Consider the following 13,326-nt stretch of genomic DNA (forward strand, 5'->3'; position numbering starts at 1 on the left):
TATGGTGATTATCAATAATCAGGGTTAGTCAGATTCGGGTCGCGGTCTGTTTCCAAACGTGGGATAGGCCACCATGTGAATTTCGGGTCCCAATATCTGTTTCTGTCGCGCACTCTGAGTTTATCTTTATAATCCTCGTATGAAGGAATATCATTAAGGTCGTGCCGTTCGTCTGTCTTAAAATCAGGAATGTCAGTTGGCTCTAATCCTTCATATCTGATGTCCGGTTTAGGTTGTCCGTAAGAGGGATGCTCATTAAGCATATCACCTATACCCCAGCGCCGAACATCAACGAAGAGTAATCCTTCGAGCGCCAATTCAACTTTGCGTTCGCGCCGTATTAACTGTCGCATTTTGTTTTGGTCTCCTTTTCTATCTGTCGAAACTTCCGGCATTCCGGCGCGTTTGCGTACTTCGTTAATGGCCGAATATACCGATTCGTCCAACTCATTGAGTTCAATTTTGGCTTCGGCATACGAAAGGAGTATCTCAGCGTAACGCATCAGAATAAGATTGCTTGAAGAACTCATCAGCAATTCGGTATTTTCATCGGCATATTTGCGCCATAAATATCCTACTCCACTGTTCACGAGTGATGGGCTGGTGGAGGTGACATCTACATTCGGTGCGGTATACCAGGCGTTTCTACGGGGATAGAACCGGGTCTTATCATCATAAATGTTGAGAATAAGTTTCTGAGGGTTATTGCCGTCGGTAATGGTATAGTTTATTGTGTCACCATGTCCTGCTAATGTGGCATTAAAACGCGGATCTCTGTTCAATGTAGGATGTTTCGGGTCATAAAGAGGAGATTCGTCTATACGTTTTCCATCGATACATTCGTAAGTATCTACAATCAGAGAACTCGGGAAACGTACCGATGATGCATAGTTACGCGATGAATGTCCATAACCTACTGTATGCAATTTTTTCGTTCCGTTTGTAGAATACATTAACTCCCATAACAGTTCGTCCCGGACTTCACTCTTAGCCTGGCCGGTCAGATTGAACAAGTCGGAGAATTTGGGTGCCAATTTACGTTTACCGATCACTTTATTTGCTGCATCGGCGGCTATCCTGAAGTACTCGGTGGCTTTGTTTTCTACATTAAAGCTTCCGCCAAATAAACCCATACGCGCTATCAATCCGTATGCGACGGCTTTGTCTACCCGTCCCCGTTGGGTTGCGGTCCACGGGAGATAATCGGCAGCATCGTTCAGGTCTTTTATCAGAAAATCGATAATCTCTCCTTTTGGAGTACGTCCTACCTTGTACTCATCGATAGTTACAGGAGCAGTAAAGAAAGGTACATCGCCAAATGCCGATATAAGATTATAATAAGCATAAGCCCTTAGTACGCGTGCTTCGGCATAATACTGCCTGGCCGCATCACTCATTCCTGCTACGGCATCTTTGGCACCGTAAATTACAGAATTGGCACGGGCGGCTATTTGATATTCTCCGGTCCAGAACGCCTGAATCTTTCCATTGTCGGGATTTAACGTTCCCCCTGCACCAATCGAACTATTTTCATCTTGTTCGAGTCCGTATGCCGTATAATGGTCGAGCACAATACATGCAGGTACTGCCCAGTTCATATCGAAATACAAAAGAGGATAAATACCGGTAACGCCTTCTTTCAATCCTGCTTCGGTTGCATAGAATCCTTCGGCATCGTAGGCAGGGTTTTCCTGGTCGAGAAAATCGGCACATGAGCTAACACCCATCGTGATAAAAAACGTAGCTATTAAATTATATAAGGTTGTCTTTTTCATCTTTTTCATCAATTAAAATTCCACATTGAGTCCGAATATAAATGTCTTGTTCAACGGATAGCAGCTTGCGCCTGATCCGATACTGTTTTCAGGGTCGAAACCTTCGTAAAAGTTGTTTTTTATGGTAAACAGATTCTGTGCACTTGCATAAATTCTCACTTTGGATAGCGCAGCTTTCTGTATCCATGTTTGCGGCAGCGTATATCCTAATACAATATTTTTCAGGCGGCAATAGGCTCCGCTTTTTACCCAGAAGCTTGATATCATATTGTTTGGATTGGTTCCGCTGGGATCTTCAAGTAAAATCGGGAATTTTGCATGGGGGTTGTCCTCAGTCCAATAATCCAGTTGATATTTATATATCGTGTAATTGCCGGATAAAGCACGTGCCCCTGCTCCGGAGTAATATACATCTCTTTTACCCACTCCCTGAAAGAACAAGGAGAAATCAAGACCTTTCCAATCGCCGCCTAATGTCAGTCCGAATTCATATCGCGGAGTAGAGTTGCCGAGTATCGTACGGTCGTAATTATCTATTTTTCCATCGGGAACTCCATCCGGACCGCTGATATCTTTATATTTAATATATCCCGGTTTTATATTGTTGGGGTTACCACCGTATACGGGAGAGTTGTTGATCTCTTCCCGGCTTTGGAAATAACCGTCGGCAACGTATCCGTACCATGAGTTATATTCTTCGCCTTCTTTGGTGATTGTTGTAGTGCCTACGTACTCTTTCCCATATAAGTCTATTACTTTGTTTTTTACATCAGAAAGATTTCCTTTGACGTAGTAGTTTACATTACCGATACGGTCTTGCCAGGATAGCGAAAGTTCCCAGCCGCTGTTTCTCATCGAACCGGCGTTTTCCCATGGAGCCGTCATTCCTACGAACAATGGAACGGGGAATTGCTGAAGCATGTCTGTGATATTTTTTATATAATAATCGAAGGTTGCATTCAAACGGTTATTAAACATACCAATATCGATACCCGCATTAATTTGTTTTGATTTTTCCCAGGTTATTGCTTCGTTAGCCAACTGAATCTGTGCGACACCGGCAGCAAGCTCTTTATCAAACCAATATCCATAGGTGGTAGTGCTTCCTATAGATGAAGCATAGGGATAATAGCCACTGATAGCCTGGTTACCTAATTCTCCATAGGAGGCTCTTAATTTCAGATTGCTTACTACACTTTTAGCCGATTCAAAGAAGTTCTCTTCGGATATTCTCCATCCGGCGGATACCGAAGGGAAGAAACCCCAGCGATGTCCTTTCTTGAATCTTGAAGTACCATCGTAGCGACCGTTGACTTCGAGCAGATATCTGTCATTGTATGCATAATTTAGTCTAAAGAAGTATGACAGCATAGACCATGCGTATTTTGAACTGGAATTCGATGCGGTACTAACGTCACCATTTACAAGTTCTTCATATCCATCGTAATAATAATTTTTACGACCGGCTAACAGATAAGTGTTATGTAATTCTTCGCTTTGAAATCCAACTAACGCTTTCAGGTAGTTCTTATGGAAATTCTTTTCATAAGTTCCCTGCAGATTATATTGTTTGGTAACTGTTTTTGTTCTATGTTCTGATTTTGATGATCCTGTCGTCGGAAATTCTCCCTTTGATACGCCACTTTCGTATACCTGATAGGGTTTTACAAATGCATTAGTTTCGCCATCTGCGCGTTTCCATGAATATGCTCCGAAAATATTGAAGCCCTTGAAGGGATCGATAGACAAAGTTGTTCTTGCAGTATATTCGGGAGCAATACTATTTGTTGTACATCCGCTTTGTACCATAGCAATGGGATTGGTTCCGTTAATACCATACCCCCATGTACCATCGGCGTTGATGCCCGACATGATGGGGGTCATGGTCAGGGCTTTGCCTATGATATTGGCGGGAGTATCCATTACGGGAGATTTAGCAGTAGCCTGGCGTATGCCTATATCTACTCCGAGTTTCATCCATTTATTAATTTGGGTGTCTGTGTTTACGCGTAAAGAAGTTCGTGTGAATTTGTTATTATCGATAAGGCCGTTTTGTGCATAATATCCTGCTGTAGCAAAAAGTTTTGTTATATTGTTACCGCCACTGATACTAACAGAATAATTTTGGGTGGTTGCGTGGTCTTTGATTACTTCTTTTCGCCAATCCGTATCGTAATAATTAATGTTGTCTACACCCCCGTTTTTATAAATATCGATGGTTTGGGTGTATAATGGTTCTTGGCTTGCGTTGACACGTGCCACATCTACTGCCTGCATGTACTCGATGGCGTTTGTAGGCGTAGGCAGTGTGGTTGGTTTATTATAACCCATATAGCCATTAAATGTTAGTTTCACTTTTCCTTCGGAACCTCGTTTTGTGGTAACCAATATTACCCCATTTGAAGCCCTTGAACCATAGATGGAGGCAGAAGCTGCATCTTTTAATACAGTAATTGATTCTACCGAATTCAAATCGATGCGGTTCATGTCACCTTCTACCCCGTCGATTAATATCAATGGAGAGGTTGCTGAGTTCAGTGAGCCCAACCCTCTAATCTTGATAGAGGCATTGTCTGCTCCCGGTTGACCAGATGATTGAATGGCAGTAAGTCCGGGGATTACACCCTGTAGTGCAGCGGAGCCTGTAGAGACACTTCGTCTGAGAATATCTTCGCTGTTCACACTTTGTACTGATCCCGTGAGATTTATTTTCTTTTGGGTACCATATCCTACGACTACTACATCGTCAAGAAGAACATTGGAACTATCCAGAATGATGTTCTTGATTTCAGATTTGTTTACCTTAATCTTTAGCGGAGTATAACCTATATACGTATAAGTTAGTGTAGTCGGTTTTTCTAATTGTAACTCATAGTTACCGTCAATGTCCGTGATTGTTCCAACGTTGTTGTCGGATATGATGGAAGCTCCTATCAAAGCTTCACCGTCACTTCCCTTTACCTGACCTTTAATTATAATTTTTCCGACCGATTGAGGGTTTGATTGTGTACTCCTTTTTGACAGGATGATTTGTTTCTGACTTTTAATAATATACGCAATTTCGGTATCTTTGAATAAACTATTGAGTATGGTTTCAATGGATTTATTCTCTGTTTTGAAACTGACCTTTTTAGTGAAATCCGGTAAGTTCTCTGCATAAAAGAACTTATAACCGGTGTCTCCCTCAATTATTTTGATTGCCTGTGCAATTGTTTTATCGGCAATACTAACAGAATGCTGTGCGTGAACCGGATAGGTTATAACTAATAACACTAACAGGCATAACAGCTTAAACGGTTTTAAATTATTATTTTTCATAGGCTTAATTTGTTAACTGGTTTATTTTTATCTATGTTTTTTTATTATATTCTTTTGGGCAGAGACTGTTATTACAGAGTCGGTTACTGTATATGTCAGCGGATAACTCAGGCTCATCACATATAGGACATTAGTTAATGAGTTATTCTGAATGGTACCGGTGAATTTCATATTTCTCAGCTTTGCATCGTTAATATTGATTTTTACGTTATACATCCTTTCGATGGTTTGCGCAATGGAAGACAAGGGTTCGGCATTACAAACAAGCTGTCCTGTTCTCCAATAATTGGCGATTGAAATATCATCAGTTACTGATGCTTTGATAGTCTGTCGTTTCAGATTATAAGTAGCTACTCCGTTAGGAAGAAGAGTCACACTCTCTTTGTTGTTGTAGACTTTGACTTTTCCTTTGGCAAGAGTAGTAGTAATAAGGCTGTCAGTAGGATATGCTTTTACGTTAAATTCAGTACCTAAAGCTTCAATGTCTACTCCGTTACATGTTACAACAAATCTTTTATCAGGATTTTTGGCTACTTCAAAATAAGCTTCCCCATTAAGACTTACCATGCGCTCTTCGGAATTGTAATTACCGGAAAATGATATCTTAGATGCAGAATTCAAATGTACTATGGTACCGTCTGCTAAGCGCATACTCCCTTTTTGGCCCGGTTCCACTTCAAAAGTATAGATGTTACTCTCCATATTCTCTTGATGTTCTGCAAAATTATTGTATAGTAAGTATGCAGTAAATGTTGAGCATACTATAATTGCAATAGCGGCAGCAACTCCTGGAATGGAGTAAATACGACGTTTGATGCTATGTTTGGGCGATACAGGTTTGGAAGAAACGGCTCCTTTGATTTTTAGCTGAATGTTATTCCATATTTCACTTTTGAGCGATTCATCAATATCTTCGGAGGCACTTTCCCATGCTTCCCTGCTATTGCGTTCGGCATCTTCAGAATTCATCCATTTGGCCAGTTCAGCACGTTCGGATGTTGAAGAAGAGCCTGTGAGCAGGTTCGTGATTAAATGTTTTATGCGTTCTATCTTCATCTTCTGTGGTTATTTATAGTATATATCCACAGCTCCCACAAAAGGATTACAAGAAAATGAAATATTTTAGAAATTTATCGAAGATACTGAAATAAAGATCATGAAAGCAGAGCCCATTTTGGACTTAAGAAAACTAATCGTACGATGTATTTGGGTAGAAACGGTTTTTTCTGAAATAGAAAGTTCCTGTGCTATTTCTTTGTTAGACAGTCCTTTGCTCCATCTCATCAGGAATATTCTGCGACGTGCTTCCGGAAGTTCGGCCAATAGAGAAAGAATTTGTTGTTCTATCATGTCGCGTGATAAATTTTCTTCTATGTCCGATTCTTCCTCTTCTTTGGCGGTTTCCTGTACCTTGATGGCATAACTTTTAAAGATATTGAGACGGCGTATTTCACGGAATAATAAATTTCGGGCAATAGAATATATATAGCCTTCAATATTGCCATTCACATCGAGATTTGATCGTGAATCCCATAATTGGAGAAACGTGTTTTGAGTAATATCTTTCGCCAGGTCTGAGTCATATATAAACGAATTTATATAATTGAAAATCTTTCCTACATAACTGTTGTAGAGTGATTCAAAGGTCTCTCTATTGCCGGAAATAAAAGATTCTATATCGTTTTGTTTTTTCATAAAAAACGGATTTGTATGATAATTGCGATGGTTCTCTAAAAATATTATTTATTTTAGTCTTATTGGATTGAAAAATCTGATTTTATCGGGTTTCTTAATTCATTTGTAACTTGAAATTCGTTTAAAATTTAAAGTTATCATTGCAAAATGCAATTATTTGATAATTACTTGCCCTTTTCATCCTTTTGCGTTAATAAATTGCAATATTAGTAACTAAAAATAAATATTAATAATATATTTGTTTCCAAAATCGAGTATGCCATGAAAAAATTATTTTTTATTCTCATTCTTTTATCCACTTTGAATATAAATGCTCAGGACACTTTGAAACTCAGGGTGATGACTTATAATCTGAGATTCGGTGAACTTGCAACTATTGATCAGTTAGCGGAACACATCAAAGCTTTTCAACCTGATTTCGTAGCTCTTGAAGAGGTGGATGTAAATACCCACCGGACACTTGCGCCTCATCAAAACGGCAGAGATATGCTCTCTGAATTGGCCGGAAAAACAAATATGTTCGGACTCTATGGAAAAACGATTCATTTCAGTGGTGGTTATTACGGTATTGGAATACTTTCCAAACATCCTTATATAAGTGTAAACAAATTAATGTTGCCTAATCCTCAAGGGGCGGAACCTCGCGCTCTTCTTGAAGGATTGTTTGAGGTTGGGAAATCAGATACTATCTTTTTTGCAGCCACCCATTTGGATGTGACAGACGAGAAAACTCGCGAATTACAAGCACAATACATCACTGATTATTTTAAAACTTCTTCTTATCCTGTGATAATTGGCGGAGATTTTAATGCTGAACCCAATTCTAAAGTCATAAAGAAAATTATGGCTCGTCATTGGTGGGATGCAACCGATTCGGCTTTAACTTTTCCCGCCTGGGAACCTAAAGTAAAAATTGACTATCTATACGCCCGTCCTCAAAAGGGGTGGAGAGTAGTACGAACCCAGGCGGTTCACTCATTATTGTCAGATCATCTTCCTATTATCACGGAACTTGAATATGTGCGTGAATAATAAATAGTTAGGTTTCATTTACATATATTTCATTTATTAAATTATTTTTCATTCCAGTTCTTTTCTATTTCTTCGAGGCTTTTTCCGGTGGTTTCGGGAACTAATTTCCATATAATCAGAATGTATGGAACGCACATGCCTGCGAAGATGAGGAATGTACCCGCCGGAGTAAGGTTCTGTAGCATCCAGGGGGTAAGTTGTCCGATGAGGAATGTTCCGATCCAAAGCGAGAATCCGGCAATGGACATAGCCAGTCCCCGGACTTTGATAGGGTACATTTCGGATAGAAGTACCCAGATAACAGCACATATGGATATGGCACAACAGAATATGTAGCTTAGGAAAAATATCAATAATGCAGTGCTTGGTATTTGCAATTCGGCTCCTTTGATAAAGTAAAATGCAATAAGCACTAACGAGATTATCATTCCCGAAACGCCATAATAAACGAGTTTCTTTCGTCCGACCTTATCGATGATAACCAATGCCAGTACGGTAGTGAGCATGTTAACCATTCCCACCAACACCTGGTAGAAAAGAGAATCTCCACTGGAGAGGCCACTTTCCTGAAAGATAGACGGGCCATAATAAAGTACGGCATTCACTCCCATGAATTGCCCTAAGATAGCGATGGATGCCCCGATAATTACTGCTTTGAGTATACCGGGCCGCAAAAGTAGAGACCATTCGGACTTGGATTCTCCGCCGGCAACTTGCCGTATGGCACTTATTTGTACCTCGGATTCGCTTTTACTGCCATAAATTCGTTGCAGAATACGACTTGCCCGCATTTCTTTATTTTTAAGAACCAACCAACGGGGGCTTTCGGGAATAAAGAAAATGATTAAGAAAAAGAGTAATGCCGGAACTGTTTCCATACCCAACATTCCTCTCCATATCTCGTCTGAAAAGATTTTAACAATCCATTGGTTACTCGATTGGGCAGCGGCATCGGCTCCAAGCACTAATTGGTAATTGACCAGATAAGCCCCTAAGAAACCGATGGTTATGGCTAATTGGTATAATGATACCAGTCGTCCCCGGTATTGGGGAACGGATACTTCGGATATATATAATGGTGAAATAATAGAAACGACACCGATACCGACTCCACCGATAATACGGTATATCACCAGTTCATTGAAGGAGGATGCTAACGCACAACCTATGGCAGATGCCGAAAATAGTATGGCCGAGAGAATCATTGTGTTTTTCCGGCCACCTCTGTCGCTTAGAATTCCGGCGCAGGCGACACCACCGATAGAGCCTATCAACGCACAACCTACGTACCATCCGGCCTGAAGGGTGTTTAGCCCGAATTGTTGTGATACCTGTGCTATTGTTCCTGAAATAACGGCTGTGTCATATCCGAATAGGAAACCTCCTAAAGCGGCCACTACCGATAGAAATATGATATATCCTATATTTGTTTTTGATTGGTTCATTTCTGCTTATTATTTGATATCGAAATATTCTTTATAGCGATCATACAGATGCCCGGCCTGGAGATAAGCTGACTGCGGGCTCATAAAATGAGAGAATTCAAATGTTATGGCTTTATCGTATCCGGCTCTTTGAGCTGCCTCAAGTTTAAGTCGTAATTTATCAAATTTAATAGGGAAAAACTTAATAGGCATATCTCTGTCGAAAGATTCGGCATTTGTCCAGCATTTCAATCCATATTTATCGGCCAGTCTTTTGTTTACTTCAAAGAAGGCATCCAGTTCATGATAATCTATCTGTCCGTCCTGGAAAGCGCAAGCATCTACTACATCACTGATTCCGGCAAATATTTCATCCCATTCTTCTTCGTGTTCCTTCACTGAAATTGAATCTTTCCTGCTGAGCATGGCGCTTGAAGCCTGTACAGCTTTTTTTCCGTCAATCCATGGAGATATGAACGTAGGCAGTCCGTTTGAAATATCTTTGCATTGTTTTCCTAATGCGTGGAATGTGCCGATTGCACCTTTGGTTTTCCGGCTGATTTCCGTACTGATATACCATCCCTGAAAGCTTTTATACTTCTCTCCGTAATTTTTCCAGACTTCATCAATTACATGTTTGTTGTGTTCTATTTCCCAGGTGAGATCATTTGTGTCCCAATATCTTCCGGAGTCGTACAAGCCAAAATAGAACTTCATACCATATTTATCAGCCAGTCGCAGATACATATCCAAAAGATCGACCGAAGGTTTATAGCAACCCTGACCGATCAGATATTCAGATGGATAAGTAATAAATTTACGATATCCTGAGCGGATCATAATGACAGTATCTATACCAATTGCTTTCATGTGTCGAAAATCGGCATCCCACTCTTTTTCTCCCCAGTTCTGATGAGGGATGTCATGAGATATTTCATCCAGAAAAGTTCCGGTTATTTTTAGTGCATTATTTGTGGGAACGATGAGTTTGTTCCGGATTTCGTCAGTTGTAGTTTCTCGCTCCTTTGAAATGCATGAAGAGAGCCATGACGGTAAGGTAATAGCGGCGGTGCCTGCCAATACTGATTTCTTTAAAAATTCCCTCCGATTGTTGATTTTCATATTTCCTGGTTTTTATGATTGTACAGATTATTGGTTTTCTAAAAATAGTATATATTCTAATGGATAGTAGTTTGTTGCACTTTCTTTGTGCATCCTTTTTCTAATCTTCTATTTATAGGAGATTAGAAACCTGTTTTTCTAAGAATGTCTCAATCTTTTCGGCAAATAAAACAATAAAATTATAATCTCGCAAGTATTTAATTAAATATTTTATTAAATACTCTAATAAAATGGATATATTATATAAAAAGACCCGAATATATTAGGGAAGAAAAACTATAAGTTGAGTGAAAGTGAATAACTGGCAATGATATAGTTTGTAAAAGTGTATATCCTGGCCTTTGAGAAGTCCGATTAAAAGTTCTGTTAATTGTATTGTTGGATTTTATATTTACAATTAATATTGATGATTATTTTTTTTCTTTTCATTCTGTAATATCTTATGTATTGTCTGTTTGTTCTTCGTAGAGGATCGCCCCGTTCCTCGTAGAGAATCGTACCGATCTCCGTAGAGTTTCGGATCGTTTCTCGTAGAGAAAAAAGCGACTAATGCAATTTGTTGATTATGAGTGGTTTACCAGACTTCTAAATGAGCTTTTTTTGTCTTGTTATTTCTTTTATTCTTTTGGCTTTGGAAATGTTTTGGTATTTTTTATATATTTACAAATATGATGTATGATTGGTGTCTTGTGGATATTCGGAATAATAATAGCGGCATAAATCCAATTTTGGATTTATGCCGCTATATTTGAGATTTTGGGGTTGTGACTCTTATTTGGCGTATTCTGCCCAGTTTACATTTCTCATATCTCCACTTTTAGCAAGCTCTGCATGCATACCTAATGCAGCCTGGATGCAGTGTGGTGTTTGGGCTTTGCTACCTGCCAGTTTGAGGTAATCCCAAAGTAACTGTTTGTAGTCTGGGTGAGCACAGTTTTCAATAATAGCCTGTGCGCGTTCTTTCGGGCTCTTGCCACGAAGATCGGCTATACCTTGTTCGGTTATAATAATATTAACCGAGTGTTCGCTATGATCGAGGTGAGACACCATTGGAACGATGGCACTGATCTTACCTTCTTTGGCCACAGAAGGACAAGTGAAAATAGAGATGTAAGCATTACGGGTAAAGTCTCCCGATCCGCCGATACCATTCATCATTTTCGTACCACCGATATGTGTGGAGTTTACATTACCGTAGAGATCTGTTTCGATGGCGGTATTTATAGAAATGACACCCATGCGACGAACAACTTCAGGACTATTAGATATTTCCGAAGGACGAAGAACCAACTTGTCACGGAAGAAGTCCATATCATCATAAATACTTTGCAGGCAATCGTTGGTCACAGTCAGAGAGCAGGCACTACCAAATTTAACACGACCCTCACGAATCAGACCAATTACAGAATTCTGGATAACCTCTGTATACATTTCAAAGGCCGGAATTGTATTATCGCGACCCAATGCACCCAATACAGCATTGGCAATATTTCCCACACCCGATTGTAGCGGAAGGAATGTAGAAGGAATGATACCACGTTTCATATCGGCAGCCAGGAAGTCGGCTACATTCTGGCCAATTTTATCAGTCAAAGGATCAGCCTCTGCGAAACTGCGGGCTTCGTCAGGCCAGTTGGTTTCTACTACACCGACAATCTTATTAGGATCTACTTGTATGTAAGGTGTACCAATACGGTCACTTGGTTTGTAGATTGGTATTTCGCGGCGATAAGGTGGGTCAAGTGGTTCGTACACATCGTGCATTCCCATCATATTCTTGCTGTGTGCACTATTTAGCTCTACAATAATTTTATCTGCAAGGCGGCAGACAGTCGGAGCAATACCACCGGCAGCTGTCAGATAGATTTTTCCGTCCGGAGTTACTTCACAGGCTTCGATGATGGCTATGTTTACTTTTCCCATAAATCCATAGCGTACTTCCTGTGCCATTTGTGACAAGTGGATGTCGTTATAAGCAATCTCGCCATTGTTTACCGCTTTACGGAAATCTGAGTTAGTTGTGTACGGAGCACGGTAACGGATTGCTTTAGCGCGTGACAATATACCGTCACATGAATCGCCTGTGGAGGCACCTGTAAAAATGCCAATCTGATACGGGTTTCCTTTAGCGTGTTCAGCTTCTGCTATTTTTGCAATTTCAGCCGTAACGGCTTTGGCCGTTCCGGCAGGAGTAAACCCGCTAAGGCCGATATTGTAGCCATGTTTTACAAGGCTGGCAGCTTCCGCTGCCGAGATAAAATTCAATGCCATATAAATTGTATATTTTTCGTGTTAGAATTTACATTAATATTTTCTTTGCAATATTTCGGACCAGATAATGGCACGCCTTGCCTCTTCTGCCGATTGAATGGAAAATTTACTTCTGTTTACTTCTTTGATAGATTCAGATATATTATTCGGAGCATGGGTATTTCTGATACCCTCCTGAGGAAGGGATGGTTTGGGAGGTGGTACTGTTTTTTTCTGTGGCTTTTCAAAAATCACAGGTTTTTCAAATTCCGGCTCGTATTCATATTCGGGAGTTGGCATAGGCATACTTTTTTCTGGCTTATTGGACTTTTCTTTGTTGAACTGTTTGTAAATTCCAAAAGCGAGAATACCTGCTACCAAAAGAAATTGCATAACATCTTCCATAGGTTCGTTGGATTTTTGTCCGCCAAAGGTAACTATTTAATCTGATTAGAGCTAACATTTTAGCATGAAAAAAGGGCAGCTTCACAGCTCCCCTTAATTTTTTTAACCTAAACCTTAACTATGAAAAAATCTAATGTTTCTTTCATTGCACAAAAGTGTGAAATAAAGTTGAAATCTCCAAGTTGTGACTTGGAAAATGTTTGTTTCTTTAACATTAATTATAACTATTAGCTTCGATTACTAACTTGAAGCGTTATTTTTGTTTCAAATTGCCACTTATTGGCTCCGAAGCCGTATCTTTGCAA

Annotated in this window: 9 protein-coding genes; 1 reads left to right on the forward strand and 8 read right to left on the reverse strand. The window is 39.9% G+C overall.

The window, feature by feature from the left end:
• Positions 1–11: 11 nt before the first annotated feature.
• The 4 genes from K8P02_RS18520 to K8P02_RS18535 form a co-directional block, all read right to left on the reverse strand.
• A complete protein-coding gene (locus K8P02_RS18520) occupies positions 12–1,775 on the reverse strand; it encodes a RagB/SusD family nutrient uptake outer membrane protein (protein ID WP_025866666.1) in 1,764 nt (587 codons plus the stop codon).
• A 12-nt stretch (positions 1,776–1,787) separates the two neighbouring features.
• A complete protein-coding gene (locus K8P02_RS18525; RefSeq protein ID WP_025866667.1) occupies positions 1,788–5,093 on the reverse strand; it encodes a SusC/RagA family TonB-linked outer membrane protein in 3,306 nt (1,101 codons plus the stop codon).
• Between the two features lie 27 nt (positions 5,094–5,120).
• Positions 5,121–6,149: a FecR family protein gene (locus tag K8P02_RS18530; protein ID WP_007483144.1), complete on the reverse strand. Its 1,029-nt coding sequence runs from the start codon at positions 6,147–6,149 to the stop codon at positions 5,121–5,123.
• A gap of 66 nt (positions 6,150–6,215) precedes the next feature.
• Complete coding sequence (locus tag K8P02_RS18535; protein ID WP_002558507.1) at positions 6,216–6,788, reverse strand: RNA polymerase sigma factor; 573 nt, start codon at positions 6,786–6,788, stop codon at positions 6,216–6,218.
• 261 nt (positions 6,789–7,049) lie between these two features.
• On the opposite strand from K8P02_RS18535, the gene K8P02_RS18540 reads away from it, so the two are divergent.
• Positions 7,050–7,820 (forward strand): endonuclease/exonuclease/phosphatase family protein, encoded by a 771-nt coding sequence (locus tag K8P02_RS18540; RefSeq protein WP_002558508.1) that lies wholly within the window; start codon positions 7,050–7,052, stop codon positions 7,818–7,820.
• Between the two features lie 41 nt (positions 7,821–7,861).
• Here K8P02_RS18540 and K8P02_RS18545 read toward each other — a convergent pair whose 3' ends face one another.
• The 4 genes from K8P02_RS18545 to K8P02_RS18560 all read right to left on the reverse strand — a co-directional run bounded on the left by K8P02_RS18545 (position 7,862) and on the right by K8P02_RS18560 (position 13,021).
• Entirely contained in the window at positions 7,862–9,265 is a 1,404-nt protein-coding gene (locus tag K8P02_RS18545; protein ID WP_002558509.1) for a sugar porter family MFS transporter, read from the reverse strand.
• A gap of 9 nt (positions 9,266–9,274) precedes the next feature.
• Positions 9,275–10,366 carry a DUF4434 domain-containing protein gene (locus K8P02_RS18550; RefSeq protein ID WP_002558510.1) on the reverse strand — a complete coding sequence of 364 codons (1,092 nt, stop codon included), beginning with the start codon at positions 10,364–10,366 and terminating at the stop codon, positions 9,275–9,277.
• A gap of 771 nt (positions 10,367–11,137) precedes the next feature.
• A complete protein-coding gene (locus tag K8P02_RS18555) occupies positions 11,138–12,637 on the reverse strand; it encodes an acetyl-CoA hydrolase/transferase family protein (protein WP_002558511.1) in 1,500 nt (499 codons plus the stop codon).
• A gap of 33 nt (positions 12,638–12,670) precedes the next feature.
• A complete protein-coding gene (locus K8P02_RS18560; protein WP_002558512.1) occupies positions 12,671–13,021 on the reverse strand; it encodes a hypothetical protein in 351 nt (116 codons plus the stop codon).
• Between the last annotated feature and the right edge of the window lie 305 nt (positions 13,022–13,326).

This window comes from Bacteroides nordii, assembly GCF_019930665.1.
Classification (GTDB): Bacteria; Bacteroidota; Bacteroidia; order Bacteroidales; family Bacteroidaceae; genus Bacteroides; species Bacteroides nordii.

Bases quoted from the DNA above. Each gene is read 5' to 3' on its own strand.
- K8P02_RS18520 (WP_025866666.1), bottom strand. From the start codon at position 1,775: ATGAAAAAGACAACCTTATATAATTTAATAGCTACGTTTTTTATCACG.
- K8P02_RS18525 (WP_025866667.1), bottom strand. From the start codon at position 5,093: ATGAAAAATAATAATTTAAAACCGTTTAAGCTGTTATGCCTGTTAGTG.
- K8P02_RS18530 (WP_007483144.1), bottom strand. From the start codon at position 6,149: ATGAAGATAGAACGCATAAAACATTTAATCACGAACCTGCTCACAGGC.
- K8P02_RS18535 (WP_002558507.1), bottom strand. From the start codon at position 6,788: ATGAAAAAACAAAACGATATAGAATCTTTTATTTCCGGCAATAGAGAG.
- K8P02_RS18540 (WP_002558508.1), top strand. From the start codon at position 7,050: ATGAAAAAATTATTTTTTATTCTCATTCTTTTATCCACTTTGAATATA.
- K8P02_RS18545 (WP_002558509.1), bottom strand. From the start codon at position 9,265: ATGAACCAATCAAAAACAAATATAGGATATATCATATTTCTATCGGTA.
- K8P02_RS18550 (WP_002558510.1), bottom strand. From the start codon at position 10,366: ATGAAAATCAACAATCGGAGGGAATTTTTAAAGAAATCAGTATTGGCA.
- K8P02_RS18555 (WP_002558511.1), bottom strand. From the start codon at position 12,637: ATGGCATTGAATTTTATCTCGGCAGCGGAAGCTGCCAGCCTTGTAAAA.
- K8P02_RS18560 (WP_002558512.1), bottom strand. From the start codon at position 13,021: ATGGAAGATGTTATGCAATTTCTTTTGGTAGCAGGTATTCTCGCTTTT.